This window comes from Paenarthrobacter sp. TYUT067 (genome assembly GCF_023656375.1).
Classification (GTDB): domain Bacteria; phylum Actinomycetota; class Actinomycetes; order Actinomycetales; family Micrococcaceae; genus Arthrobacter.
The window spans coordinates 59,093-84,735 of record NZ_JAMOIT010000004.1; the positions used below are offsets into that span (position 1 = coordinate 59,093).

The window sequence follows — 25,643 nt, forward strand, 5'->3', positions numbered from 1 at the left end:
GAACTGCTCCATCACTCCGTGGGGGAAGGAACCCAAAATGAAGTACCGTCGATCCGGACATGCCAAGTACGCCATTCTCGCAACGCTGACCCTGGCACTTACGCTCGCCGCCTGCGCACCGGCTACCCCGGTCGCCAGTAATTCATTCACCACTGCGGCAGCAGAAACCAGCAGCCTGGTGGATCTCCCCGCAGTCCCTTTGGAAGAAGTAGTTGCTGCTCCGGTTTCCGAACACAACCCCTCCGCACAAGTCAGCAAGCCGGAAGTCGCTGTTCCCCTGGCCAATGCTCCCGTCGTGATCACTCCCGTGCAGGAAGTAAACGTTCCGTCTCCGGCAGCACCGACAACTCCCGCCGAGTCCGCGCCACCTGTTGTACCCGCGCCGCCGGTGGAACCGGCACCGCAGGCAACCAATCCGCCGTCGACCGTTGCTCCTTCCGCGCCAGAACCAGCGCCGATAACACCCACCGAACCGTCAACCCCTCACGTCTCGCCCGATTACCCGCAGATCGGCTTGTACACGTTCCCGGACGGGCACATCTCCTTCCTGCTGCCGGCGGACTGGACCGCTCAAACCGAGCGACTGCCCTTCAACTTGAACGGTAAGCACTACGAAACAGTCACAGCGCACATCCATGACGAAACGGGCGCTGAGGTTGCGCAGATCACCAGCGGTATTTACGGCGGCGTGGTGGGCGGGCCCGTGAACCGCACCATCCTGGACTCCCAGCCACTGACCGGCTTCAATAGCCGACACGGAGCCTCCCACTTCGCCTTCTTCAAGGACGAATATCCCTTTGACACCGAATACACCCGCTACTTCATGGGTGTGGTGACAGATGACTTAATGACTGAGGGCCCGGACAGCACCTCGGCCAGCAGCTTCCTGATCATGGGCAACGGCGGAGCGCAAGCCACCACCAACATCGAAGTTTCCATGACACCCGAAAGCGCTGCGGCCTGGATGGAAACCGAGCAGTACAGCAAGCTCAAGGCCCTCCTGACGAGCCTGCAGTACGCCGAGTAACGGCTCAGGCCCCGCCCGATACCCGCACGCCCGCAGAAAGGTGTACGGGTATCGCGGTGGCCATGCTGGCCGCCGAGGAAACGCTGGAGTCCTCAGGCCGGAATCGCGCCATAGCCCAAGTGCGGAAAGCTCGCGGTATCAGGACCCTGCGCGGCAGGTTGAGGTGTCATGACACCCCTGTAGAATAGGACCGAAGAGGCCCCTGGAGGGAGGTCACCATGTCGGCAGGTACGCCCAGACGTTCGGTCCGTATTGAGGACGAGCTATGGAATCAAGCACACGCCAAAGCGGCCAGAGAAGGGACGACTGTCGCTGAACGAGTCCGCGCCGGCCTTCGAGAGTACGTCCACGGACCAGAGGCCAGACACACCATCGCCGATTCCCTCTTCTACCTCGTCCCTGATTCCCTTGAAGAACTGAACGGCCCATCATCCGGTGTTGTGGAACTACCCATCCACTTGGACTGGGGACCCGAGCGTCACTACGACGTCGCCGATGACGCCCGCTGCAGAACGCTCTACCAGCTGACGCTGCAGAACTCCGGCTCCACCCAGGAGATGGCCCGGATCATCAACGCCGGCAGACTGATCACTTTATGGTCCTCCATGCGCCTCCCGAACCGCTGCCGGCAGCTATGGAATGACGCGTTTGCCCAGCTGCCCACCCACCGCGAAAGCAAGGAACATCCGGCATGGACGACGCTCAACGCGCAGCAACAGAAATAGCCCTTCCGTTCTCGCCGCTGACGGGTTCATCCTCGCCGGCGGTCAGGCACTTGCCGAACACGGTGTCACCAGCCGGATGTCCGATGACATTGATCTCTTTGCCCAATACCGCAGCCACACCCCGGAGACCTTCGCAGCCTCCGTGGACAAGATCACGGATACGCTAGCTGGGGCCGGGTACCTGGTGGAGGTCACTCGCCAATACCAAGAGTTCGCCAGCCTGACCGTGACCAAGGCTGAAACGACCGTAGTGATTGATCTTGGCCACCGCACCCTCGACCCCACGGAGTTCACCAAGTACGAGCTGCCCCAAGCTGAGCTCCCACAGCTGGACCAAACCCTCACCGGCTTCGCAGAGAACATAAGCCAACACCCCCGGTCGGGATCACCAGCAGAACCCGTGGATCTCATAGGACCAGCGCCCCTGACAGGAAAGACACAAACCACTCGTTGCCTGGCCCTAGTCGATGACGAGCAGGTCGCCGACCTCACATTCAAGTACCCGGCAGATGGCTGCCAAGGTGGAGAAACGGATAGCCCTAGCCCTGTCATTTTTTAGGACGGAGAGATTTGCGAGAGTAACCCCTACCTCCCGGCTCAAGTCTGTCAACGTCATACCCCGCTGCTCCAGAAGCTCATCGAGCCGGCAATGAATCATGTCCTCGTCGGCTTGTTTAGCCGGAGCCATCGCTATACCAGCCCCTCGGTGTCGCGCTGCAGTTGCGCACCCTTCGCGAACACAGCGGCCAGGAGCAGAAGGGCGACCCCCAATACCACTGGCAGGAGGTCGACGCTGAAGACTATGTAGTAGTCGAGATTGCCCTTGCCAATTGGACTCTCGACAGTGAGCACATTGTCCAAGCTGTCTACGATCAAGAGTTTGCTGAATCCCAGAAGAATCGGAACAACCACCCCGATCAGGACAAGCACCCCACCCATGATGGAGATAGAACGAGTTAGTGTCGGTGCGAACGGCACCCCACGCAGCAAACGCCAGCACAGCATGATCACGGCCGCACACACCAGCAGAGTGGTTAGCTGCCCGAGGACCGCGGCTGCGGTATTCAGGACCAGCGCGTCTCCAGGAAGGTCGTGGAGGACGAGGTCGATATTGCCTCCATGGAGAACCTGCTGAACTTTGGGGCCAAGAATGCTGGGAGCGGAGGGATCTGTCCTGCTGATGCCCAAGGTTGGCAATGCCACCGTGGTCACCCCGGCAAACGCATATCCAATTGTGGACACAAGCCTAAGGATCGCCGCCACAGCGACTCCACAGGCAGCTACAAGCAGGAGCCACAAGCCCACCTTTGCCACCACGTTAACCGACGTTTTGGTCGAGAATGCAGTTTTCACGCGCCCGCTCCTTATCGTTTATCAATATATTGATAAACGATAACACGTCTGCTTGCCGCATGTCCTTGGAATCGGAAAGTCCGCATCGAATACGCTGATCCAAACGCCAGCTGCCTAGAAGCACTGGAACTTTCATGCGCTGAAACCTCAAGGAGTCCTGTGCCGACTGACATCCCCTGGAACCGCGGTGAGTGGACCAACCAGCCAGCCGCCGTCGTCGAGCAGGAAGGCGACCTCCTGGTCACCGCCGCCGAAGGCAGCGACGCTTGGCGCGTCACGTCTTACGGTTTCATCCACGACACCGAACACGCCCTACTGGCCCCCTTCGCGCAGGAGAGCGCTATGGAGGTTGAGTTCACGGCCGCGTTCTCCCAACAGTTCGACCAAGCGGGCATCTTCGTCCGCATCAGCGCCGAGCATTGGATTAAGGCTGGCGTGGAATTCGCCGACGGCGCCGCTCAACTGGGCGCGGTGGTTACCCACCGCTTTTCGGACTGGTCCCTAGCACCTGTTCCGGGGTGGAACGGTGGCCGGGTCCGCATTCGTGTCAGCCGCTCCGGCGACGCCCTCACCATCCGTGCCGCTGCAGGCAGCAACGACCTCCAACTGGTGCGGGTTGTGCCGTTGGCACCCGAATTGGTGGCCGCTGCCGGGCCGTTCACCTGCGCACCAACACGCTCAGGGCTGACCGTCCCCTTTCACTCCTGGCGGGCTACGCCCCCGGACAGCCAGCTCCACTGAGGCCACCCAGCCCGGCGAACTTGCGGGCTTCACCGTTCATGAGATTATGGAGTTTCCGGCAGCCTGGCATTGACAGTGCTGCGACTCAGTTGGCTCCATAACAAGCCTATGGGGGGCACATCACGGTGGAAGATACTGCAAGTCTTTGGCGCACTGACCCTACGACGTTCCGCGACGTGGTGATCAACCGTCAAGCCTTGGAAGCTGCGCTGGAAGGCGATTGTCCGCCCGTTGAACGAGTCAGGTACTTGGCATTACTCGGCCGGGACGCTGAAGCCCTGGACCAAGGCTTCAAGCTGCTACCGAACTCGCCTGACCGCCGGGAGCTGCTGCTGGTGCTTGCCCACATCCATCAGCGCCAGTACCGCTGGCATGATGCCGCCGTGCTCCACGAAAAAGCCTTGCGAACAGTCCGGTCCCCCGAAGAGGAAGCCTACGTTCGTCACCACATTGCCCGGAGGCTCTTCGACGAGGCCCGCTTCCGTGCTGCCGCCGATGAGTTTCAATGGGCGGCAGACCTATACCGCGTCGCCGGTCAACCTGACCTTGCCGAAGAAAACCGCCAAGCCATGCGGCACGCCCTCCATGTTCACAGTGCCGATCAAGGCGCAGGACGATCCGCGTACGAGCTCTCCTAGCCTGACACGCTCCACAGCGCTTTGCTCCGCTCTGAGGCCACCGACGGACTGCTATGCTCAGCTCAAATCGGAGCCTGAATGGGCGGAGCTGGGGAATCTTGGGGACTTTTGCATCTGCCGTGAAATCGGCTGTACTTGCCGCAGTGTTGGTGGGACCCGCTGCCGTTGCCGGAGTAGCACCAGCCGCAGCCACAGCGCCATCAGAGCCCACACCGCCATACGTTTTTGTGCCGCCCCTTGTGGGTTTGCCTTACGTGGGTTCCGAGCTGACCTTGGGCATCACTCAGTTCCAAAAGTGCAAGACCGAGGAAGCACCTAACGGATTCATCCTTGAGTGGCTCAGTAACGGCGTTCCTCTGCCAACCGAGCGGCAAGGGGAATTCCTCACGCTAACCCCGGAGGACCGGGGCAACCGAATCTCCATGAATGTCCACACCCCGTGCGAAACACCGAGGGTCTTCCACAGCAGGGAGACGCGTCCCGTCGCCGCGTCCAACCGGGCCATGGGGTGGACGGGCCGCGGCAACTTTGAACTGCTGGGACGGACTGACGACGGCGACCTTGTTCTCTATCCGCGGACATACGAGCCGAACTGGGTCTATTGGGGACCTGGCATGGAACTTCTCCAATTCCCCAGCTCCTGGGATGAACCCCGGGTGGTGGGAACGGGCTGGAATATCTTCAACATCGTCTTCTCCCCCGGCGACTTCGATGGAGACGGACACAACGACGTCCTGGGCCGTGACAGCACCGGCAACCTTCATCTTTATCCCGGTGATGGCGAAGGCGGCTGGCTGGCGCTCTCTCAAGTCGGTGCCGGCTGGAATATCTTCGATTCGATCGTGGGACCGGGTGATTTCGACGGTGACGGCATCAACGACGTCCTCGCTCGCGACCGTCAAGGCAAGCTTCATCTCTACCCCGGCGACGGCGAAGGCGGCTGGCTTGCCCCCTCTCAGGTGGGCTCAGGCTGGCAGATCTTCGACAAGATCATTGCCGCCGGAGACACCACCGGTGACGGGACAGCGGACATCTTCGCCCGCGACCGTAACGGCATCCTCTTCCAGTACCCCACGGATGGACAGGGCGGCTGGAGTACACCATCGAGGGTGGGCCACGGCTGGGACGAAATGCCCGAAATCAGCAGCGCCGGCCCCTTCATTAAGTCATACAACATTTCCCGCAGTGACCTCCTCGCTTACAACCGGGACGGAAATCTCTACAGCTACGCCAACCTCGGCGTGGAAGGAGACTACTCGCTTTTCAACCAAGGTCAGATCGGCAACGGCTGGAACATCTTCAGCAGCCTGATCTAAGAAGCCGCGGGACCCCATCGTTCACCGCCACGTCCGATTGCAGCACAGGCCTAATGTAACCTAGTAAGCAACCTGACTATTCGGAAGCGTGGGGGTGCCTGAGTGCCTGATATGGAACGATGGCCAACCAGCCGGCTGCTGTCCACTGCGGCGCGGCTTGTGGAATTGGCATGGAACGACAAATTACGTCCGCTGGGGCTGACCTATCCAGCGGTGCTGACCCTTGACGCCGTGGCGACGGCAGGACCCATTACGCCCGGGGATCTTGCCCGGAGCGTCCGCGTGCAGGCCCAGACCATGGGCCCGCTACTGACCAGACTCGAATCGCGTGGGTACATCAGCCGTCAACCCAACAGATTCGACCGACGCAGCCAACTGATATCAATCACTGACCTGGGCCTGTCACTGCTGGAGCAATCCCACCAACAGGAGGACAACGTATTGTCCGTGATCAATCTGGACTCCGAGGGGCTCCGTGAAGAATTGCTGGCAATCGTGCGGCATACAAACTTCAACTAACGGTTGAGGATAGGCTGCGTAGACGAAACTCCGCCAAACAAGGCAGTATTGAGTCAACCGCTGATGAAGCCCGGCGATCCGAGGGGACAATTCTCTTCCCCACCCCGGGCTAGCCATAAAGAGCGTGATGCCCGGACAAGCAAAAAGGGCGTCATGAGTGAACTTCAAATAGGCGACAGCCTTCCAGTGGAACTTCTGAGTTTCAGGGCCGCAGAATGCCTGGTATCAACAAGCGCCAACGAATCCGAGCACGTATGCGTCCTGGATGCAGGGCACACCGGCAACCATTTGTCTGCAGGGGCAGACATGGTGGTTCGGGCAGCCTGGAGCTGAGCAAGCCGACGGCTAGCGACCCGGCCTGGCGGCTGCGTCGCTAGCCTGTCAGCAGCTTCAACCGCCAACCGCCCTATGTACCGCAGAAAGTCCGGTACGGGCCAAAGCTCTCCGGTGCAGGCTCGGCGAACTTTTCCAAGCCAGGGCGTTCGCTGTAGGGGTCAGATAAAGCTGCGAGCAACTGTTCCGTTGGGCGCGTGTCCCCCGCGGTTGCAGCAGCAAGAGCTTCCTCCACCAGGTGGTTGCGCGGAATGTAGATCGGGTTGACCCGGTCCATGGCATCGGCGTCCGGGACGGTATCCTGCCAACGAGCCAGCCACGAATCGAAGGCAGCCAAATCCAGGACCTGACGGCGTGCAGGTTCAACATCCCCGCGGGCCGCCTTGCCGAGACTGCGGAAGAACGACGTGTAGTCTGCGCGCGCCTCCTGGACCAGCTCAAGGAGCTCATCCACCAAAGGCGAGGCAACGGCGTCGTCAATTCCCTCAGCCAGCCCAAGCTTGGCCTTCATACCGTTGAACCATGTGGCGCTGTATTCCGTGCGGAATCCGCCCAGGGCATCAACGGCAAGTGCCACCGCCTGCTCCTCATCCTCATGGATCAAAGCCGCGATTGATTCGGCAAACCGGGCCAGGTTCCACTCCGCAATCAGCGGCTGGTTACGGTAGGCGTAGCGTCCCATTTCATCAATGGAGCTGTACACCGCCCCCGGATCAAAGCCGTCCATGAAAGCGCACGGGCCGTAGTCGATGGTCTCGCCGGACACAGTCATGTTGTCCGTGTTCATCACGCCGTGCACAAACCCAACCAGCATCCACTGCGCCAGAAGTCTCGCCTGGACAGAAATCACGTCCTTCAGGAGCGCGAGGTACCGGTTACTCTCACCGTCCGACGACGGGTGGTGGCGTTCGATCGCATGATCAGCCAGGCGCCGCAGCAGATCCATGTCATTGCTGGCCCTGGCGTACTGAAAACTGCCCACCCGCAGGTGACTGCTGGCCACCCGCGTCAGGACGGCTCCCGGCAAAAGAGTCTCCCGCTGAACCTGCCGCCCGGTGGCGACCACCGCAAGGGACCGGGTGGTGGGGATGTTCAGTGCAGACATAGTCTCGCTCACGATGTACTCCCGCAGCATGGGCCCCACTGCGGCCAGACCATCCCCGTTCCGGGCAAACGGCGTCCGCCCCGAACCCTTGAGATGGACATCGCGGAGCTTCCCGTCAGCGCAGGCAACCTCACCGAGCAAAAGCGCGCGCCCGTCCCCCAAACGCGGAGAATAGAAACCGAACTGGTGACCCGAATACCCCTGGGCCACAGGTGTAGCTTCCTCCGGGATGGCATTACCGATCAGCAGCCGTACGCCCTCCGGGCTCCGGAGAAAATCCGGATCAAAACCAAGTTCGACGGCGAGCGGCTGGTTGAGCACCAGAAGCTGCGGATCCGTCGCTTCCTCCGCCTGCCAAGGAATGGCCAGCTCCGGGAGCTCCCGGGCGAAACGGCCCTCAAAGGCGACAGTGGAATGCGCGACTTCACTCATCTCTCAAGGATATAGATACTGTACCCGGCGCGAAATGATGGTCCATCCCCGGCTAGCATGTGAACCACTGCCACATGGCGGGAGATCAATGGGGGGCGGTTTCCGCCAAAAAGTTAGGCAATAAGTGGCTTCATCTGCGCAAGTGCGTCGTTTTCCAGCAACAAGAGGGTGGGCCGTGGGGCTTGCAGCCACGTCCTTGCTCGCATTCCTGGGCGGTATGGCCCTCTTCTTCAGTAACACCTTCCATCTCCCATGGACAGGCCCTGCCCGCTACATACTGACGGGATTCGTCGGCCCTATAGCGGCGAGTTTTTCCGCCGTCGTGCTGTTGCGCTTGGCCGGGCGCTTGCCGGCCGGTGGCGCCCGTTTTGTGGCGCTTGCCGCGGTGCCTGCGTGGGCGCTGGCGGCGACGGCCGCAGCGAGCTGGGCCGTCGGCTTTGACGAGGCGGACGCGAATCAGGGCTACAGCTGGTTTGGATCCTCCACGCTGCTCTTCATGATTCCGGGGTGGATCGCCGGGACCGCGTGCCTGGCTGTTGCCCTGTACTCCTTGATGGTAAGCCGGCGTTCGCATCCCGTCCGACGCTTACAAGCCGTTGTCCTGGCGGCACCGCTGGCTCTCATTCTCGGGGCAATCATGTTCATGCCTCCCATGATGGGAACATTGGGAGCCATGGTGCTGCTGGTGGTGGCCTTGAGACAGGGCATGCCCGCCGCCTCGCGGGACGTGGTCCCTCCACGCGTAGTTCCCCGGAAAGTGGTTGCACCGGGCCGCCGCGTTGTGGGCGGAGCGGCGCTGGGACTGCTGGTGGTCGGGCTGGCGTGTGCGGTCTTTGCCGTTACGGGGAGTACCTGGGCACCCATTGCCACGGATTCCACCCACGCCATGAACCTCGGGTTGGCCTACGGCGCGTTCGCCAGCATCCCTTTGCTGGTTCTTGCGGGGCGGGTACTTGCCCCTCGCCTGGGGCCCACTACGCCGTGGTCTGTTCTTCTTGGATGCGCGTCCATGGTGGTCCAAGGGTGCGCGCAGCTCCTGGGAGCCGGCCACACCTTGCAGTGGAACGGCATCCTCATTGCAGCAACCCTTATGGGTTTTGCCATCGCACTGCCGTTGGGTGGTTTGGTGGCTGGCGGCCGACTTACGCGCATCACTGTGGTGGCAATGATGGGTCTTGCCGCTTCCGTGGTGGGGCTCCCCCTTGTGATGATGTCCGCGTTCCTGGCGCCGATTGGGTCCGCCGTCCTACTCGTCCGGGCTCTCATGGCCGGTAGCGTGCGGCAGCCGCGGCTCAGCTCTGAGCAGATGTGAAACTATCCACCCATTCGCGGAGCCTGGATGGAACCCGGCCCCGCGATTTCAATCAGTTTGTCCAATGATTCGGGGCTCGCGGCGAGTTCTATTTTGTTTGTCTCTGTCATCAGGGTTATGGCCCGGAACCCGTGCGCTGGCATGTACTTGCGGTCCTTGCCGGTCACTTTCCGGCGCTCCGGCAAAACTTCCACCACGTTAAGCTCCGTGGACCTACCCGACAGTTCCAGGTTGTCGTACACAGCAGGCTGGAAACGCAACGACCCCGGAGCCGGTGTTGCAATACCTTGGTTCCATATCCCGCTGAGTGACCCCGGCAAAGAGTCGGGATTACGGATGAATGTCCTGAACTGGCCGGCTTCATCAAGCCGTTTCTGTGTTTTACGCAGATTTTTGATCTGGAACAGCGCCAGTAGAACGTAAATCAAGGTACTCATGAACGCTTTGGACAGGGAATCCGCCAAGTCATTCGAGCCCACAATGAGCCAGACACAGGTTGTGAACGCAAAGACCAAAAGGTAGCCAATGGCCAGTGCTAAATAGGGATGTTTGCGGACCCACATTTGTCCGCGATAACTGCCCGCCACGCGGTCCATGAGCCGCGACGTACCTTGTCCAAGACGTGTCTGCGGGTAGCATCCCAAAGAATGCGCTGCTCAGAGCGCACAAAATCGAATATGGGGAACCCAGATGCCCAAGGCACTTTCGTGGTTGGCGATCCTTTCGCTGACCGCGTCGGCGGCTGTCTTCATGCCGCAAACCGCGATGGCCTCAGATACGGCCAGCGTTTCAACTCTTTTCTCATCGTTATCTGTCGCTTCAGAAACGAACACCGGCTATAACCGCGACCTCTTTCAGCATTGGATAGATGCTGACGGCGACGGCTGCGACACACGCTCCGAAGTGCTCCAACAGGAGTCCCTGACGCCGGTGACGTTCGCCTCGGGATGCACCGTAGCTGCGGGGCAATGGAACTCCTGGTACGACGGCGGCACCTGGACTGTAGCGTCCGACGTCGACATCGACCATATGGTCCCCCTCGCCGAGGCGTGGGGTTCCGGCGCGAGCGCCTGGACGGCCGAGCAACGGCGCGACTACGCCAACGACCTCACGTTAAACGTGGCCTTGGAAGCTGTGACAGACAATGTGAACCAGTCCAAAAGCGACCGCGATCCGGCAGAGTGGATGCCTCCACTGGCTGGGACTGCTTGCCGATACGTCACGGACTGGGTCCTCGTAAAATACCGTTGGCAGTTGACTGTGGATGCGGCTGAATCGGCGGCAATTTCGTCCACATTGCTGGGCGGCTGCGGAACCACCACGGTTGCTGTGCCAACCATCGCGGTTGAAAGCACACCCGTTGACCCAGGCCCCGTCACTTTCAGCGACGTCACTGGGTCCACACAATTCAACGTGGAAATCGCATGGCTCGCCTCGCAAGGCATCTCCACCGGTTGGGTGGAAGCGGACGGGAGCCGAACCTACAGGCCACTTACTGCCGTGAACCGTGACGCCATGGCGGCCTTCCTCTATCGACTGGCCGGCGAACCTGGCTTCACACCCCCGGCGACGTCGCCCTTCGCCGACATCACGCCGTCGAGCAAGTTCTACAAGGAAATCACCTGGCTCGCAGCGAGCGGCATTTCCACGGGTTGGACAGAACTGGATGGCTCCACAACCTATCGCCCACTCAGCCCGGTCAATCGCGATGCCATGGCTGCCTTCCTGTACAGGTTCGGGGGCAACCCCGCCTTCACTGCTCCTGGCACTTCTCCATTCGTGGACGTCCAGGTTGGAAGCCAGTTCTACCAACAGATCACGTGGCTGGCGTCCAAGGGCATCTCCACCGGCTGGGACATCGGATACGGCTGCCGCGCCTATAACCCGGTCCAGCCAGTGGCGCGTGACGCCATGGCAGCGTTCATGTACCGGTTCGTCAACGGCGGCAACGGTGGCATCACGGGCAGCACCTGTTCGCCTCCGCCGCCTCCCGTGACGCCGCCGCCGGTGACGCCGCAGCCTCCGGTCACACCTCCGCCGCCGGTAACACCGCAGCCACCGGCAAATCCGGGTGACAGCGTAAACTGCACGAGTTTCAGTACGTGGCAGGCCGCCCAGGCATGGTTCGACAAGTACTACCCGTGGTACGGGGACGTCGCGAAGTTGGACTCAGACAAGGACCGCATCGCCTGCGAGACCTTGCCCGGCCACCCGTAAGGGGCCACCAAAAAAGCGGGTCCGGCTCACTATGAGCCGGACCCGCTTTTGCGACGCCTTAGCGGGCCTTGTCCGCGATTCGATATAGAAACGCCGCCATTGCATCACGTGTGATCAAAGTCAGGGGACGATATGTCCTCTGCCCGGTGTTTTCCGTCCAACCCGTCGAAATGCCTCGTGCGGACAGCCAGGCCATCTCCTTGTAGAACTGTTGTTGCGGGGCTACGTCCTGGAAAGGGGACACGGCCGACGGAGTGTAGGCCGGATAGCCTGATGCCCGGTAAAGGAACGCAGCCATCGCGTCACGGGCGATTGGTAGGCCTGGCCGGAAGCTGCTGCTGCCGTCCTGGTTCTCCCATCCGGTTGAAATGCCGGACATGGCCAGCCACGCAATCTCCTTGTAGAACGGGTGGCTGGTTGGAACGTCCACATAGGCGGACGTCTGAGGAGGTGTCCATGGAGGTGAGCCAGCCATCCGGTAGATAAACGCAGCCATTGCCTCACGGCTGACCGACGTGAGCGGTCGATATGCGGAAGATCCGTCGTTTTCCTTCCAGCCGGCCGAGATGCTCTTTGCCGAAAGCCACGTCATTTCTTTATAAAACTGCTGGTCGGTTTTGATGTCCTGAAACGGGGAAGCAGCGGGCGCAGCGAATGCATTGGCGGCATCGATATAGGCGAAATAGTCATCCACTGTGGTGAAGACCGTTGACGGAGCAGAACCGGTGAATTCATAACCAACCACCTGCATCCTGAGGCTTCCATGCAAACCGGGGGCCACCCCTACCCCCAAAGCGTAAGCGGACTCGGTCGATGCCCGTTTCATGGAGTCACCGTTGTACTCAATCCAGGCTTTAACGGCCTCGGACTCTTGACCGTCCATGCAGGCATATGACAAGTAGCCTGCCCAGCGGAGGCCCGGTAAGTCCTCCGTTGTGTCAGCTGGCCGGATTCCCAGACGCTGCCAATCATTTGTCCATCCCTGTGCCTGGTCCGTCCCAGCAAGCGTCAGAACAGCCGGCTTCAGCCCATTGGCTTTGCGGTACTTGTTGATGCCATCAAACATTGCCCTCACCGATGGGCGGTTCGAGTAAAGCAAATTCAGGTCTGTGACGGCATGAGCAGTGGAAGAAGCGCTCGCCTGCGTTGGTGCGTGGAGTGTGCCGAGTAAAAGCCCGAAACTGAGAACGACGACAGCGGTCACAGTCCGCCAGGACACCCCGCGATTATTTTGGATGGCTGTTTTCATGAAATCCCCATTTATATAAAGCGCGACAACCGAGCCGCAACATGCTCAATATATCTGAAAGAAGCATACTTATGAGTAATCTTGCTTTGAACGGCTGCCACTAGCCGTCTTTGATGTAAACGTAACTTGGGGGAATCAATGCACTCACGGATATCTGCCGTGCATGGGCCTACGCGCCAAAAATCTACTGCTCTGGCGGTCGCAGCCGTCGGGGTGTCTCTAACCCTGGGGGCATGTACTGCTCCTGCATCTACTGGAACCCCCTCTCCTTCCACCAATGTGCTGGACAGGAGCGCTACAAGCGCCGGTGCGATCTGGGAAGTAGCCCTCAGCCCTATCGCCCAACCAGAAGTGACCGACGGCGTCGCCTTGGTCTACGCAAAAACTGCCAGCAGCGTGACTGCCCACGCCGTCTCCGTCACTGACGGGAAGGAATTATGGACCCAGGCGGTTCATCCCGGCATAGGTGCCCCCGGCGTTAGTCTGACTCCTGCCGTAACCAAGACCTCCACAGGCGAAAGCGTGGCAGTGTTTTTACAGGAGTCCGCTGCCCCAAGCACCGACGGTGGCACCTCGTGGTGGACCGCTCCGGTGGCCGTCGACTTGAAAAGCGGCAAAGAGCTTTACCGGGGAGACCCGCAGCTGATCGAGTCCCGTCCGGCCGCCTGCGACGATGAGAAGGACATGTGCTTCACGTCGTTAAACGCCCAAACCCGCCTGACAACGCAGCACAGAGTTGACTTGAGTACTGGCGCGGACTCGACGGGTCCAGAGGTGAATCCCCTTACCGGCAATTTCAGATTGGTGGGCGACGGGCTTTATTCCGTGGTGGAAGGCGGCAAAGAACGGCTTGCCAGAGTTTCCGCTGGCGACAAGCTGTGGGAAGCCGACGTGGAGTCTATCTTTGGGCCGGGCGCAACTACCAACCTCGGATGGTCTTTTGAATACTCCAAGAAACTAGACCTCTACATCGGCTCTGTAGGCATCAATCCAACTTCGGAAACTGACTACGTCAGACTCATGGAACAAACCTTTACAGTAGACCTGACCAAACATAGGACTGTAGGTTTCCGCGCCTCTACCGGGGAGAAACTGTGGACAGCTGAGGGCTCCGAAAAATGGTGCTCCAGCGGTGTGGGAAAGACCGAAACAACGCTTATGGATGGCAATGCGTTCCCGGTTCGCTGCGAATACACCCAAGGAACCATGGCTGTACCAGGCGGAACTTACCAAAATGCTGAAGGCAAGCTAGTGGGCTATGACCCGGTCTCGGGCGAGGCAAAGTGGCAGACAACATCCACACCCATCAAAGCAGCAGCGGATTTGCTGGTTCCTTCGCCGAGCCGGGGAGACGTGGTGCTGACCGGCGGCCCTGATGGCATGACCATGGTTAACACCCTTAGCGGAGAGAGCCGGGCGGCGACAAACGATGACGTGTTCCTTTGCTCCGAATCGGCCACGTACCCCCTGCCAGCCGACGCCCCTTTCCCCTTTCAACCCGAAGGAAACCTGGGAACCGGGGGGTCAACGCTCTACCCCTGCGATAGGAGCGCGAAGGCCGTACCAGCGCTGACCATGGGCACACTCCGCGACATTCCTACGACTAACGAAGGCGTTGCCGTCCTCGCCCGGAATGGCGCCCTCTCCGGCTTCAAGCTTCCCTGACTCAGGGTGGCAGCGGAAACGGACGCAGTGGGTGCCCAGGCTGACGGGCAACCAGCCGTTTGCTGGAAATTAACATCTACCGCCCTTATGGACTTATTTACTAAAAAGCCTTTATGATCACCGCACCAGCGTACTTACACACCCAGTGAAAAGATGCTGATACCAGCCCACCGCAATAGCTCAGTATTGCAACTAAAGCAACATAAAAATTTCCGTTCGCACCCAGGTCCATCACCAGTGAGGCAATTGGTGACGGGCACATGACGTTTTATGAGAGAGCGCCCCTTGAGCAGATCGCCTGACCCCACCGCGCCCATACCCCCTGCGGGGCATCACAAAAGACAGCGCTTTTCCCGATCCAGCCGTACCGTGATGGTTGGTTTTTTCTGTGCTTCGTTGGTCCTCACAGGCCAGACAGCAGCTACCGCCGCTGGTGAAACCGAAAAAGCCGTTACCTTCACCGATGTCCCCGCAGGCATGATGTTCGCTAAGGAAATGTCGTGGCTGGCAAATGAGGGAATCTCCACCGGCTGGTCCGATGGAACATACCGCCCCCTCACTGCCATAAACCGTGACGCGATGGCGGCATTCCTCTACCGGCTAGCAGGCAGCCCTGAGTTCACGGCACCCGGCACCTCGCCGTTCCAAGACGTCAGTCCGGGCCAGCAGCATTACAAGGAAATGGCTTGGCTGCATCAGCAACAAATCTCCACTGGCTGGGACGTGGGAAACGGCAAACGGGAGTACCGGCCCACATCCGCGATTAACCGGGATGCGATGGCGGCCTTCCTCTATCGCTTTGAAAATAAGCCTGAATTCCAAGCACCAACCACGCCTCCGTTCTCTGACATCAGCAGCACCACGCAGTTCTACACTGAGATTTCCTGGCTCCATGCGAAGGGAATCGCTACGGGTTGGGACAACGGAGACGGTACTGCTTCCTACCGTCCCCTTTCGCCCATCAATCGTGATGCCATGGCGGCCTATCTTTACCGGTTGTCGTTGCCACCAGCCGAGGATGGCGTGGTCACCTCGCCGGATACGCTCATCATTGACAGCGCCACCTTGGCACAGAAGTACGTTCAGGGCGATACCACCATCACCTTCAACTCCGTAGGAGCGGGTGCCCCGGATATCGATCCCGGAAACGTACTTGTATCCGGATTCTCAGAATTCACCCCTGACGGGATGCTGGTTCGGGTCCAGCAGGTCACTAATGCCCCCGACGGCAAACAAACAGCCGTTGTTCAACAGGCCACCCTGCCTGACGCCATCTACGACACCAACGGCCTGGTGACGCCAACCACCACCATCGTCAAGCAAGAGTTCCTTCCCGCCGACGGCGTCGAAGTGATCGACAACGCCCAGGCATCCGCTGCTCCTTTCAACCGCAATGGCGGGCGAATTCCGGCAGATGAACTGGCCACAGCCAGCGACGTGTCACTGCCCATTTTCGAAAAGACCTTCAAGTTCTCCGACACCCTGAGGAAATCCGTAACCGGCACAGCGTGGAAGACTGTGGATGTAGAAGGCACCGGCACGCTGGCACTCAGCAGCGAATTCGGCGTCAGTTCCGATGTCAACGCGGAAGTAGATATCCACTGGGCCTCACTAAAGCAGGCTAAATTCACGCTGGACACGGGCTTGTCCGCTGAAACGACAGCCAGGGCAACGGGTACTTTGACCGGAACGGCCGAGAAGAACCTGGGAACCGTCAACACCTGGGCTCACGTCCAAGTGGGTCCTGTGCCTGTGGAAATCCAGTTCATTTCCTCCATTGATCTCAAGGCCAAGAGCGAATGGACGGCAGATACGTTCGTCACGGCGGCGGCATCTGCCACCACCACGGTTGGTATGTCCTATAAGGACGGCAACTTCCAGCCTGTAGCTGAGTACGGCGGCAACGCTGAGGCAACGTTCCAAGGACCGCAGTTGACCAGCGAGTCTTCCGTAACCATCGGCCCCACACTGACTGCCAAGTTGTACGGAATTGCTGGCCTCACGGGTGGTTTCGATGCCTATGCAAAGTACGCCACCGGGCCTGAAACGTGCGCCCACGAGGTAGGACTGGCAGGGCGGATAGGCGTGATTGCCGGCGTCGAGGTCTTTGGCATGAAGCTGACAGATGAGTGGAAGAAGGAACTCACCAAGAACCTTGTCCTCTGGCAAGGCGACCTCTGCAAGCCCGTGACGCCGCCGGTTGACGACGTCACCGAAGAAGTCTTCGGTGACGGCATCGCCGTACAGGAAAAGGGCGGCGCCGGGGACTCATCCCAGTGGGGCCGGGCCACTGACTACGGCCCTGGTGGTGCTGCGTGGATCCTGTCAACAGGCAACATGCAGAACTCTGTGGGAACACCCGGACAGGAGGCTTCCAGCGATTTGGGAACCCCTGGTAACACCACGTTGTCCGAATTCATTGGAGGTCTGCCCACGTTCGATGCAGCCTCGTACTGGGCAAAAGTTGTTCCGTCCGGTGACACCCTCCACGTTCGGTATTTCTTCGCCAGCGAAGAATACCCGGAGTATGTAGGCAGCAACTATAATGACGTCATGGGCGTCTTTGTCAACGGCACCAACTGCGCGTTGGTACCCGGGACACAAACCCCGATCAGCGTCAACAACGTCAACGATCACACGAACCAAAGCTATTACATTGACAACACCGCCGGAGCAAGCGGATTCAACACCACCATGGACGGTATGACCACCGCCCTTACGTGTTCAGTTCCGGTGCAACCAGGCGTTCCTGTCACCGTGGAAATTGCTGTTGCTGACACCAGCGACGGCATCCTCGACAGTGCCGTGGCATTGCTCGACGGAGGCATCTGGTCCGACTAGATCCGATCAACAAAACAGGGCCTTCCGCCATCAGGCGGAAGGCCCTGTTTTTTTGATAAGCCTCCGTAAATCGACTACCGCAGTGAAATTCGACGACGGCGGTCCGTCCCGCCGCGGAGGTCACGGTTAAGCCGGCGGTCACCGTGGTAGAGGATGGATTCCCAATCCACTTCCTCGGGAGTCTTGGGAACAACCAACGATTCCGGCTTGTCCTTCTTCTTCGGTTCAACGTAAAGCCAGTTGACCGCCCCCAGGACAACATCCACCACGGAGTTCCACAAGCCGATGTATGCCTGGATACACCACATGGCCAACACCGCGTTCAGTGAGGCGAAAGCGACGTTGCCCCAATTGCCCTGTTGGGCGTCCCGCCAAACCGTCAGGACAGAGAACGCGACGATTGCGTACGGAATCAGGACGTAGATGGCGGGGGCAGCCGTCCGGTCCTTGACTTTGGGCGTTCGGACAAAGGGAATCTTGTCCCCTGTGAGGCCTTGCTGGAGAGACTTCAAAACACCGGCCAGGTTGACCGGCAGCAGGATGAGGTTGAAGCCATAGATGCGGAAGATGTCGCTGAAGCGGTGGCCACAATCGCGGAGATCGGATCCCATGCAGAGGAAGTACGGCAGGGCGGCAATGAAGACTGCAGGGCTGAGGAGCCTACTGTCATAGGGGTACGCCAAGAGGAATAGAAGCCCAAAGCTGGCCCAGGTAATAGACGCCATGTAATTGACGCGCAGGAGAACCTCGCGGATCAGTATCCGTTGGCGTTGACTTCGCCGCTGCGAGAGTTGGTTCCAGAGCTTGGGAAGGATCAGCAGTCCGCCATTTGCCCAGCGTCGACGCTGCACCACCAGGGAACCGAAGTCCGGCGGCGTGGCGCTGTAACTCAAACGCTCCGGATAATTCACCAGGGTCCATCCGTGGGTTCCCAGGTCAATGCTGGATTCCGTGTCCTCAATGACGGTCCGGTCCTGAATATAGGTTCGAATTTCGAACCCGCCAACCGTTTCAACTTCAACGATGTCCTCAATGGCGCATTTGCGGATAATCGCGTTGGCACCCACCCAGAAAGTGGCTCCATGGAACGTCATTCCTTGATGGAGGATGTGCTGAATATCCGTGGTGGCACCGGCAATCCTCTCGATGCGGGTGGGCGCACCGCGGAACGACGAATACGGGGTCTGCGTAACTGCCACACGCTCGTTGCCCGCAGATTCCAGGAAATAGACCAACCGCAGGCAGTAGTCCCGCAGCAGTAGAGAATCGGCGTCCAATGTCAGCAAATAGGTGCTGTCCGGAACCAACACATCGTCTTCACGCGGAACCAGGGACGGGCGAAGCACCACGCTCCCGGCTGTCTCTTCCCGCCGCCACCGCTTACCCATGAGGGAGATGTAGGCGTTGAGGTTCATGGCCTTATTCGCCTCGTGGGAAAGGCTGGCGTAGCGCTTACGTTCAAAAGTCTCAGTGCGGACATTGAAAATCCACGTGAGCCGTAGGTAAAGCTGCTCCATCCGTTCGGGGCTGGGCGCCGTGTTTTGGGCTTTTGCGGCGTCCAGCGCCAACAGAACGAGCCTCAGTTCACGTGCCAGTCCCATGATGACCAGGTCCACAAAGAACTCGTCCACATGGTCTTCTACAGTCTCGGCTTCAGCCATCGCTTCCAGCCACTCCACGGCCGCTTCATATTCCGCAATCAGGAGACCGAGCTCATGGGCTTTGTCTGCTTGATTTACGCCCCGGCTCCCCTCTTGAAGGAGCAATCCGCGCCTCTCCCGGAAGGTATTCAGGGCTTTGTTCGCACGTTCCGCCGGGGAGGACAAAGCATCCGCGATCTGACCCGCCAGCGCCCTGGTCTGTTCAAGGCGGTGAATCTTTTCCGGCTCAGTAGGGTGCGGTGGATCGTCCAAGAGCAAGACCACCCGCAAATCCGGAAACTCCTGGAGTGCAGCCGACCACAGCGTTCCCCTGACCACCTGCGGTTCTTCGGCATAGGAGGGCACCAACACCGTCACGGCCTCTTTATAGTTGGCAAAGTGGGCGTCAAGTTCGCCTCGGGGTACCCTGCGATGCTCCTTGAACCGGTACAGCGCCCCTTGCCGCGCCATAAGGTACATCAAGGCGGAAAAGGTCAAGAACGTCACAACAATGAGGTAGGAAATGGACTCAAATCCGAATCGGAATCCCGAGTTCGGGTTGTCAACAAACTGCCGAATAATGGTGGAAACCACGTAGTAGAGCCAAGCCCCTACCGTCACAAGCATGGCGAGCCTGCCGAGCACGATCTTCCGGGAAGACGGCGTCGGATGAACAATAGCCAACGGTTCAGACCGCCGCTCAGACCCCCATTGCCTCTTCCTACCTGCATTTTCCGGACGGTCCGAAGGATGCTCTTTGGGATCCCGCTCGACGTCGGATAAATCAACCAACTGGTCCGTCATTATTCCCCATCAGACTGCGAAACGCGCCTTCCGGCCGCATAGCCGGTTGAACGTCCGCTTCCGTGTCAGAAGCGTCGCCAATTGCCCTTATAGTAATCGATAACAGGAGCCTTGGATTCCAATGCGGTCTAGGGAAATTTATTATGTTGGGGGAATAATGTCGAAGCACTTTCCTGGGCGAAAGTTGTCCTGGGTTCGGCTCTCCGTGCTGCTGGCCGTCATAGCGGTAGTTGTAGGTGCCGGCGTCGTTTCCTGGCGTAATTACACCGATACCCGTGCCGCGGCAGCGTCACCATCGCATTTCATGGGATACGTTGATGTGACGGCAACACCCCGGTACGCGTTTGAGCAACCGGCCGGCGCCACCAGCAAATCAGTAGTCCTGTCCTTCATCGTGGCCGATGCCAAGGACGGATGCACCCCCTCCTGGGGATCCTTCTACAGCCTGGACGCAGCCGCTTCAGACCTTGATCTTGACCGGCGCATAGCCCGCCTCCGGCAAACCGGCGGCGATATAGCTGTTTCCTTCGGCGGGTTATCCAACCAGGAACTCGCCACCGCGTGCAGGGACGACGAACGGCTCCAGCAGGCCTATTCGACTGTGGTTGAACGCTACGAGCTCAACACCATTGACCTGGACATCGAGGGCACCGCCCTGGCAGACAAAGCCGCCCTTGCACGGCAAGCCAAAGCCATCTCCGCTCTACAGAAAGACCGGCAGGCCGAGGGCAAGAGCCTGTCCGTTTGGTTGACGTTACCCGTGGCCCCATCGGGGCTGACCGCGGACGGGACGGCCGCCGTCGCTCAGATGCTCTCCGGCGGCGTGGAACTGGCCGGTGTGAACATCATGACCATGGATTATGGCGAAAGCAGGGTGGCCGGGCAGTCGATGTTGCAGGCCTCCATCGCGGCCGCCGAGGCAACGCATGCCCAGTTGGACGATGCGTACTCGGCGGCGAAGCAGAGTCTTGGTGCACAGACCCTGTGGCGCAAGATCGGCCTGACTCCCATGATCGGCCAGAACGACATTGTGGCTGACGTGTTCACCCTGTCCGACGCCCAAGGTTTGCACGACTTCGCGCAGAGCAAGGGTGTTGGCCGCATGTCCATGTGGTCCTTGAACCGGGATGCCGAATGCGGGCCTAACTACCCCACCCTGACTGTGGTGTCCGACGCCTGCAGCGGTGTGCCACAAGGCGCCGCGCGTTTCTCCGACGTCCTGGGTACAGACATTGGCTCCAAAGCAACATCCTCACCCAGCCCGATGCTGCCAACCACCACTGCCACCGCCGTAGTGGATGACCCAACCACCAGCCCCTACCCGGTGTGGTCGCCGGTAGCCACATACGTGCAGTCGGACAGGATCGTGTGGCAAGGCAACGTCTACGAGGCCAAGTGGTGGACAAAAGAAGACGTTCCCAATGACCCCGTCCCGGACCGGGCAGCGGCCCCCTGGAAACTAATCGGGCCAGTCCTACCCGGCGACCGGCCCAAGCCTGAGGTCACTGTGCCCCCAGCAACTTACCCTGCGTGGTCTGCCACAACCGTCTACCACAAGGGCGACCGGGTGATGCTGGACCAGCGAGTCTTCGAAGCCAAATGGTGGGTCCAAACGCAGAGTCCGGAAGCCGCATTGCAGGGCTCAACGGATTCGGCGTGGAGGAAACTAAGCACCGAAGAATTGGCCAAAGCGCTTGCCGGCCAAGCAGCAAAATAGGAGCAACACACTATGAGGAAGTACCTGGCTGCGGTGGCATTGCTGGCGGCGGCCACTCTTGTCCTGAGTGGATGCGCTCAGGGGCACGACGACGCCAAAGCCAGCGATCTCGGCACCACCTTCGCTTACTCATTGGCGGGTCACAACGGCAAATTCTGCGAGCACCTGGACAGTTCCAGTGAACAAAGCGTGGAGGACTGTAAGAAGAGCGAAGCGGAAGCAGCTGCCAAGCAAGAGGCCAACCAAGAGCCAATAATGTGGGTGCCCAAGATCTACCAGCTGATCCCCGGGAAAGAAAAGATTCTCGGAATAGTGGTGGAGTTCAACCGGGCAGGAAACCAAGAGTTTGTTGCCATTGAAGCGATACAGCGGGGAGACGAGTACAAAATCCTTCGCTGGGCCTATCCGGATAAGGCCGACTACAAGACCGACCGTGCAATCACCAACACCTTCAGTTGGTGAATCCGAACCTTCTCAGCGCATGAAGAGTTTCGGTAGTCGCGGCCACGGCCACCAGTCACCCCTTGAATACGGGCGCCCGCTTCTCCTGGAACGCACGGAAACCTTCGGCGTAATCGTCGGTTTTGCAGAGCCGTGCCTGTTCCGAGTTTTCCTCGGCCATGGATGCCCACAGGCCCAGGCGCTGATCGCGAATGTGGGCCACCAGTTCCTTGGAAGCATTGAAGGCCTCAGTGGCGCCAACGGCAACGCGCGCAACAATAGCCCGCGTCTCGTCCAGCAAAACATCCGCCGGCATTGCCCGGCTGAACATTCCCTGCTCCACGGCTTCCGCCCCGGAAATAAGGTACGCGGTGTAGATCAGGTCCAGCGTGCGGTGCATGCCCAAACGTTCCGTGAAGTACCAGTGCCCGCCCGAGTCCAACGTGGCCCCAAGCTTGGCAAAGGGTGAACCGAACTTGGCGTTGTCCGCCACGTACACCACGTCCGTGGCCAGCAGCAGTCCCAGCCCAACCCCCAGGCAGGCGCCGTGCGCGGCGGCAAACGTGGGCGCCGGGAACGCAGCCATCTTCCTCAGCAGCGGTTCAACAAGTCCGCCAAGATAAGCCTGGGCATCATCGGTTTCCGGTGTCACCCCTGAAATGTCGCGCCCGGCACAGAAGGCGCGGCCTTCTCCGCGAAGCAGCAGCGCCCGCACCTCACCGCGTGAGGCGGCGGCAGCAGCGTCGTCGTACGCTTTGTCCAGCTGGGCAAGCGCGTCCTCGTTCAGTGAGTTCAGCTTGTCCGGGTAATTGAGGACGATTTCGGCAATGCCGTTGGCAAGGGAGAGCTCGATCATGGGACTCCTTAGACGTCGAAGTCGACGGTAACTTCTTCGCTGGTGGGGTGGGACTGGCAGGTGAGGACGTAGCCTTTGTCCAGCTCGTCCTGTTCAAGGGCGTAGTTCTCATCCATGGTCACCGTACCGGTGATCAGCTTGGCACGGCAGGTGCCGCAAACGCCGCCGGCGCACGCGAACGGAACGTCCGGGCGGACGCGCAATGCAGCGTTGAGGATGGACTCGCGGGCGTGGGTAGGGCTGGCAACATCACCGGTCAACCCATCCAGGGTGAAGGTGATCTTGTAGGTGTCCTGCGACTCGTCCTCCACAACCGGGCGGCCGGCGTTGCCCTCGGGACGATCCGGACGGCCCGTGGTGAACAGCTCGAACCGAACATGCTCGGGCTCCACGCCGCGGGCAGCGAGGGTGTCGCGGCACAACTGGACCAGCTCGAACGGCCCGCACAGGAACCATTCGTCCACGTCCTCGGCACGGATGGCACTGCTGAGCAGGGCCTGAAGTTTCTCGGAATCGATACGTCCGGTCATCAGCGGCGCAATGCGCTGCTCGCGGGACAACACGTGGTGCAATGCCAGGCGGGACGGGTACTTGTCCTTCAGGTCCGCCAGCTCTTCGAGGAACATCACGTCCATGGCAGCCTTGTTGGCGTACACCAGGTCAAAAGTTGTCTCCGGATTGGCGGCCAGCAGCGTCCGGGCGATGGCGATGACCGGCGTGATGCCCGAACCCGCGGCGATCGCCACGAAGTTGCCCGGCTCCCCCGCCAGCTCCTCCGGGTGGTTCATGGAGTTCATGACGTTGTGCTGAACCGAGGCGCCGTCTCTGCCGTGCCGGGAGATGAACGCTCCCTGCGGGCTCATCACATCCAGGACATCCCCGGCTTTGAGCTCGGCGTTGGCCCACGTGGAGAAAAGGCCGCCCAGGTCCTTTTTGATGGCCACGCGGATCTCGCTGCTGCCGTCCTCAAAGCTGCGCGGCTCTGCGCAAATCGAGTAACTGCGGCGGACCTCGTGCGGCTCACCGTTCTCATCCGGCAGCGTGGCGCGCAGGGCGACGTACTGCCCCGGGAGGTAGTCGTACTGCCCGGCAAGCTCGGCCGGAACACCAAACGTGACCTCAATGGCATCGTCCGTGAGGCGCCGGACTTCCGCGACGGTCAGGTTGTGGAAAGACGCACGACGGCGGCTGGCCGTCTGGGTTTCGGTGGTCATGGAATTCCTTAGAGGACTTTGAAGTAGTCGAACGGTTCCTTGCAGTCCTGGCAGACGAACAACGCCTTGCAGGACGTGGAACCAAAGCGGGTGATTTCCTTGGTGTTCAACGAGTTGCACTGGGGACACTTGACGGCGAGGCTCAGCCGCACAGGACCGGAGTGGCCACCTGCGGCAGCCATGCCGCTGGGCGGAGCGATCCCGTACTCCTCCAACTTGGCCTTGCCGGACTCGGTCATCCAGTCAGTGGTCCACGCCGGAGACAACACCAGGTTGACGTGCACACTCGCGTAGCCCTCCTTAACGAAGGCCGTCCGCAGGTCGTCACCAATGGCATCCATCGCCGGGCAACCCGAGTACGTGGGCGTGATGGTGACCTCGACGGCGGTAGTTGCGGTGCCGCCGTCGTGCTGGCCATCTGCGGTGGCCGCCTCAGGCGACTCAACAACCCGCACGCCTCGAAGGATCCCCAGGTCCTCGATGGTGAGGACCGGGATTTCCGGATCGCAGACCGTGGACGCGATGTCCCAGGCCCGCTGCTCAGCTGTCTTTGACTGCGTCGCCATGCTGGTCACCAGCTCGCGCCTGGATGCTCGCGGGCCAGGACCTGCATTTCAGCCAGGATGTAGCCCAGGAACTCGGAGTGCTTGCCACGCCGCCCGCCGCCCAATGACTGCGGGACACCGGGAACTTCCAGCTCTGCCTCGGCCATGATGTTGCCAGTGAGGCGATCGAATTCCGCACGGAGGCTGGAAGGCTGAACAGTAACTCCAGCTTCAGCCAGGCGGGTGGTGAGCTCGTCATCCTCGAAGAGTTCGTCCACATACGGCCACACCAGCTTGAAGCCTTGGATGATGCGTGCACGGGACTCATCAGTGCCGCCGGCGAGCCGAAGCACCCACTGTGCGCTGTGGTCGCGGTGGTAATCCACCTCTTTGACGGCCTTCGCGGAGATGGCAGCGATGGTGGGATCGGTGGACTCCATGAGCTTGGTGTAAAGCTCGAACTGGTAGAAGCTCACAATGAACTGACGGGCGATGGTCACCGCGAAATCGCCGTTGGGCTGCTCAAACAGGTGCGCGGAACGGAATTCGTGTTCGCGGCGGAAGTACGCGAGGTCGTCCTCGGACTTGCCCCAGGCGGCACCGGCATAGGTCAGGAATGACCTTGCATGGCCCAACTGGTCCAGTGCGATGTTGCCGAGGGCAATGTCTTCCTCAAGCTCGGGGGCACGGGAAATCCAGTGGCCCAGGCGCTGGGCGAGGATCAGGCCATCGTCGCCGATGCGCAGGGCAAACTCTGCAACATCGTCGGTGGGCTTGACCTGTCCCCGGCTGATCTCAAGGGCAATGTCCTCCGGGCGCAATGCGTTGCCCGGCGTGATGCGGGTGGCGCTTGCCGAACCGTCACCGGACGCACCTGCTCCGTGCACGCCAACGGAGATGTCGCCGTGGCCTTCGATTGCGAAGTCAGTATCTTTGGTAGTCACGTCTTTGGT

Annotated in this window: 24 protein-coding genes; 14 read left to right on the forward strand and 10 right to left on the reverse strand. The window is 60.2% G+C overall.

The window, feature by feature from the left end; all coding sequences use genetic code 11:
• The first annotated feature begins 37 nt into the window (after window positions 1-37).
• The 3 genes from MOD31_RS04585 to MOD31_RS04595 all read left to right on the forward strand — a co-directional run bounded on the left by MOD31_RS04585 (window position 38) and on the right by MOD31_RS04595 (window position 2,311).
• On the forward strand, window positions 38-1,027 hold the full coding sequence (locus tag MOD31_RS04585) for a hypothetical protein (RefSeq protein WP_250819979.1): 990 nt from the start codon (window positions 38-40) through the stop codon (window positions 1,025-1,027).
• Window positions 1,028-1,245: 218 nt separating this feature from the next.
• On the forward strand, window positions 1,246-1,752 hold the full coding sequence (locus MOD31_RS04590; protein WP_250819980.1) for a hypothetical protein: 507 nt from the start codon (window positions 1,246-1,248) through the stop codon (window positions 1,750-1,752).
• Window positions 1,667-2,311, forward strand: coding sequence for a nucleotidyl transferase AbiEii/AbiGii toxin family protein (locus MOD31_RS04595; protein ID WP_250819981.1), 645 nt, complete (start codon window positions 1,667-1,669; stop codon window positions 2,309-2,311). Before MOD31_RS04590 ends, MOD31_RS04595 begins: the two co-directional genes overlap by 86 nt.
• Here MOD31_RS04595 and MOD31_RS04600 read toward each other — a convergent pair.
• On the reverse strand, window positions 2,213-2,440 hold the full coding sequence (locus MOD31_RS04600; protein ID WP_142938172.1) for a helix-turn-helix transcriptional regulator: 228 nt from the start codon (window positions 2,438-2,440) through the stop codon (window positions 2,213-2,215). The genes MOD31_RS04595 and MOD31_RS04600 overlap by 99 nt on opposite strands.
• A 2-nt stretch (window positions 2,441-2,442) precedes the next feature.
• A complete protein-coding gene (locus tag MOD31_RS04605) occupies window positions 2,443-3,105 on the reverse strand; it encodes a hypothetical protein (RefSeq protein WP_250819982.1) in 663 nt (220 codons plus the stop codon).
• Window positions 3,106-3,264: 159 nt separating this feature from the next.
• Here MOD31_RS04605 and MOD31_RS04610 point away from each other — a divergent pair, with 159 nt between their 5' ends.
• The 5 genes from MOD31_RS04610 (at window position 3,265) to MOD31_RS04630 (ending at window position 6,652) form a co-directional block, all read left to right on the forward strand.
• Window positions 3,265-3,846, forward strand: a complete 582-nt coding sequence (locus tag MOD31_RS04610) for a DUF1349 domain-containing protein (protein ID WP_142938170.1) — start codon at window positions 3,265-3,267, stop codon at window positions 3,844-3,846.
• Window positions 3,847-3,971: 125 nt separating this feature from the next.
• The gene (locus MOD31_RS04615) at window positions 3,972-4,484 is read left to right on the forward strand and encodes a hypothetical protein (RefSeq protein WP_142938169.1); all 513 of its coding nucleotides are present in this window, start codon (window positions 3,972-3,974) and stop codon (window positions 4,482-4,484) included.
• Window positions 4,485-4,582: 98 nt separating this feature from the next.
• Window positions 4,583-5,800, forward strand: a complete 1,218-nt coding sequence (locus MOD31_RS04620) for a VCBS repeat-containing protein (RefSeq protein WP_250819983.1) — start codon at window positions 4,583-4,585, stop codon at window positions 5,798-5,800.
• A gap of 111 nt (window positions 5,801-5,911) precedes the next feature.
• On the forward strand, window positions 5,912-6,319 hold the full coding sequence (locus MOD31_RS04625) for a MarR family winged helix-turn-helix transcriptional regulator (protein ID WP_238703360.1): 408 nt from the start codon (window positions 5,912-5,914) through the stop codon (window positions 6,317-6,319).
• A 153-nt stretch (window positions 6,320-6,472) separates the two neighbouring features.
• Entirely contained in the window at window positions 6,473-6,652 is a 180-nt protein-coding gene (locus MOD31_RS04630; RefSeq protein ID WP_142938166.1) for a hypothetical protein, read from the forward strand.
• 73 nt (window positions 6,653-6,725) lie between these two features.
• Here the strand turns inward: MOD31_RS04630 and MOD31_RS04635 are convergent, their stop codons facing one another.
• On the reverse strand, window positions 6,726-8,189 hold the full coding sequence (locus tag MOD31_RS04635; RefSeq protein ID WP_250819984.1) for a YdiU family protein: 1,464 nt from the start codon (window positions 8,187-8,189) through the stop codon (window positions 6,726-6,728).
• Window positions 8,190-8,364: 175 nt separating this feature from the next.
• Here MOD31_RS04635 and MOD31_RS04640 point away from each other — a divergent pair, with 175 nt between their 5' ends.
• Window positions 8,365-9,501 (forward strand): hypothetical protein, encoded by a 1,137-nt coding sequence (locus MOD31_RS04640; RefSeq protein WP_250819985.1) that lies wholly within the window; start codon window positions 8,365-8,367, stop codon window positions 9,499-9,501.
• Window positions 9,502-9,503: 2 nt separating this feature from the next.
• Here MOD31_RS04640 and MOD31_RS04645 read toward each other — a convergent pair whose 3' ends face one another.
• Complete coding sequence (locus tag MOD31_RS04645) at window positions 9,504-10,097, reverse strand: hypothetical protein (RefSeq protein ID WP_250819986.1); 594 nt, start codon at window positions 10,095-10,097, stop codon at window positions 9,504-9,506.
• Window positions 10,098-10,191: 94 nt separating this feature from the next.
• Between MOD31_RS04645 and MOD31_RS04650 the strand changes: the two genes are divergently transcribed.
• Entirely contained in the window at window positions 10,192-11,718 is a 1,527-nt protein-coding gene (locus MOD31_RS04650; RefSeq protein WP_250819987.1) for a DUF1524 domain-containing protein, read from the forward strand.
• Window positions 11,719-11,776: 58 nt separating this feature from the next.
• Here MOD31_RS04650 and MOD31_RS04655 read toward each other — a convergent pair whose 3' ends face one another.
• On the reverse strand, window positions 11,777-12,967 hold the full coding sequence (locus MOD31_RS04655; protein WP_250819988.1) for an S-layer homology domain-containing protein: 1,191 nt from the start codon (window positions 12,965-12,967) through the stop codon (window positions 11,777-11,779).
• 279 nt (window positions 12,968-13,246) lie between these two features.
• Between MOD31_RS04655 and MOD31_RS04660 the strand changes: the two genes are divergently transcribed.
• Together MOD31_RS04660 and MOD31_RS04665 are read left to right on the forward strand one after the other, a co-directional pair.
• Window positions 13,247-14,632 (forward strand): PQQ-binding-like beta-propeller repeat protein, encoded by a 1,386-nt coding sequence (locus MOD31_RS04660; RefSeq protein ID WP_250819989.1) that lies wholly within the window; start codon window positions 13,247-13,249, stop codon window positions 14,630-14,632.
• A 372-nt stretch (window positions 14,633-15,004) separates the two neighbouring features.
• Window positions 15,005-17,473, forward strand: coding sequence for a choice-of-anchor L domain-containing protein (locus MOD31_RS04665; protein WP_250820065.1), 2,469 nt, complete (start codon window positions 15,005-15,007; stop codon window positions 17,471-17,473).
• A 74-nt stretch (window positions 17,474-17,547) separates the two neighbouring features.
• Here the strand turns inward: MOD31_RS04665 and MOD31_RS04670 are convergent, their stop codons facing one another.
• Complete coding sequence (locus MOD31_RS04670) at window positions 17,548-19,917, reverse strand: glycosyltransferase family 2 protein (RefSeq protein ID WP_250819990.1); 2,370 nt, start codon at window positions 19,915-19,917, stop codon at window positions 17,548-17,550.
• Between the two features lie 157 nt (window positions 19,918-20,074).
• Between MOD31_RS04670 and MOD31_RS04675 the strand changes: the two genes are divergently transcribed.
• Both MOD31_RS04675 and MOD31_RS04680 read left to right on the forward strand, forming a co-directional pair.
• Window positions 20,075-21,634: a chitinase gene (locus MOD31_RS04675; protein WP_250819991.1), complete on the forward strand. Its 1,560-nt coding sequence runs from the start codon at window positions 20,075-20,077 to the stop codon at window positions 21,632-21,634.
• Between the two features lie 12 nt (window positions 21,635-21,646).
• Window positions 21,647-22,096, forward strand: a complete 450-nt coding sequence (locus MOD31_RS04680) for a hypothetical protein (RefSeq protein ID WP_250819992.1) — start codon at window positions 21,647-21,649, stop codon at window positions 22,094-22,096.
• A 55-nt stretch (window positions 22,097-22,151) separates the two neighbouring features.
• Here the strand turns inward: MOD31_RS04680 and MOD31_RS04685 are convergent, their stop codons facing one another.
• The 4 genes from MOD31_RS04685 to paaC are packed head-to-tail and all read right to left on the reverse strand — an operon-like array spanning window position 22,152 to window position 25,634.
• Window positions 22,152-22,931: an enoyl-CoA hydratase/isomerase family protein gene (locus MOD31_RS04685; protein ID WP_250819993.1), complete on the reverse strand. Its 780-nt coding sequence runs from the start codon at window positions 22,929-22,931 to the stop codon at window positions 22,152-22,154.
• 8 nt (window positions 22,932-22,939) lie between these two features.
• Window positions 22,940-24,145: a 1,2-phenylacetyl-CoA epoxidase subunit PaaE gene (gene paaE / locus MOD31_RS04690; RefSeq protein WP_142938157.1), complete on the reverse strand. Its 1,206-nt coding sequence runs from the start codon at window positions 24,143-24,145 to the stop codon at window positions 22,940-22,942.
• 8 nt (window positions 24,146-24,153) lie between these two features.
• Window positions 24,154-24,711, reverse strand: coding sequence for a 1,2-phenylacetyl-CoA epoxidase subunit PaaD (paaD, locus tag MOD31_RS04695; protein ID WP_250819994.1), 558 nt, complete (start codon window positions 24,709-24,711; stop codon window positions 24,154-24,156).
• 5 nt (window positions 24,712-24,716) lie between these two features.
• A complete protein-coding gene (gene paaC / locus MOD31_RS04700) occupies window positions 24,717-25,634 on the reverse strand; it encodes a 1,2-phenylacetyl-CoA epoxidase subunit PaaC (protein ID WP_250820066.1) in 918 nt (305 codons plus the stop codon).
• Between the last annotated feature and the right edge of the window lie 9 nt (window positions 25,635-25,643).

What these genes read in the sequence shown, in the direction of transcription:
- MOD31_RS04585 (WP_250819979.1), top strand. Translation starts at nt 38, where the DNA reads ATGAAGTACCGTCGATCCGGACATGCCAAGTACGCCATTCTCGCAACG.
- MOD31_RS04590 (WP_250819980.1), top strand. Translation starts at nt 1,246, where the DNA reads ATGTCGGCAGGTACGCCCAGACGTTCGGTCCGTATTGAGGACGAGCTA.
- MOD31_RS04595 (WP_250819981.1), top strand. Translation starts at nt 1,667, where the DNA reads ATGACGCGTTTGCCCAGCTGCCCACCCACCGCGAAAGCAAGGAACATC.
- MOD31_RS04600 (WP_142938172.1), bottom strand. Translation starts at nt 2,440, where the DNA reads ATGGCTCCGGCTAAACAAGCCGACGAGGACATGATTCATTGCCGGCTC.
- MOD31_RS04625 (WP_238703360.1), top strand. Translation starts at nt 5,912, where the DNA reads ATGGAACGATGGCCAACCAGCCGGCTGCTGTCCACTGCGGCGCGGCTT.
- MOD31_RS04630 (WP_142938166.1), top strand. Translation starts at nt 6,473, where the DNA reads ATGAGTGAACTTCAAATAGGCGACAGCCTTCCAGTGGAACTTCTGAGT.
- MOD31_RS04635 (WP_250819984.1), bottom strand. Translation starts at nt 8,189, where the DNA reads ATGAGTGAAGTCGCGCATTCCACTGTCGCCTTTGAGGGCCGTTTCGCC.
- MOD31_RS04645 (WP_250819986.1), bottom strand. Translation starts at nt 10,097, where the DNA reads ATGGACCGCGTGGCGGGCAGTTATCGCGGACAAATGTGGGTCCGCAAA.
- MOD31_RS04650 (WP_250819987.1), top strand. Translation starts at nt 10,192, where the DNA reads ATGCCCAAGGCACTTTCGTGGTTGGCGATCCTTTCGCTGACCGCGTCG.
- MOD31_RS04655 (WP_250819988.1), bottom strand. Translation starts at nt 12,967, where the DNA reads ATGAAAACAGCCATCCAAAATAATCGCGGGGTGTCCTGGCGGACTGTG.
- MOD31_RS04665 (WP_250820065.1), top strand. Translation starts at nt 15,005, where the DNA reads ATGGTTGGTTTTTTCTGTGCTTCGTTGGTCCTCACAGGCCAGACAGCA.
- MOD31_RS04670 (WP_250819990.1), bottom strand. Translation starts at nt 19,917, where the DNA reads ATGACGGACCAGTTGGTTGATTTATCCGACGTCGAGCGGGATCCCAAA.
- MOD31_RS04675 (WP_250819991.1), top strand. Translation starts at nt 20,075, where the DNA reads ATGTCGAAGCACTTTCCTGGGCGAAAGTTGTCCTGGGTTCGGCTCTCC.
- MOD31_RS04680 (WP_250819992.1), top strand. Translation starts at nt 21,647, where the DNA reads ATGAGGAAGTACCTGGCTGCGGTGGCATTGCTGGCGGCGGCCACTCTT.
- MOD31_RS04685 (WP_250819993.1), bottom strand. Translation starts at nt 22,931, where the DNA reads ATGATCGAGCTCTCCCTTGCCAACGGCATTGCCGAAATCGTCCTCAAT.
- paaE (WP_142938157.1), bottom strand. Translation starts at nt 24,145, where the DNA reads ATGACCACCGAAACCCAGACGGCCAGCCGCCGTCGTGCGTCTTTCCAC.
- paaD (WP_250819994.1), bottom strand. Translation starts at nt 24,711, where the DNA reads ATGGCGACGCAGTCAAAGACAGCTGAGCAGCGGGCCTGGGACATCGCG.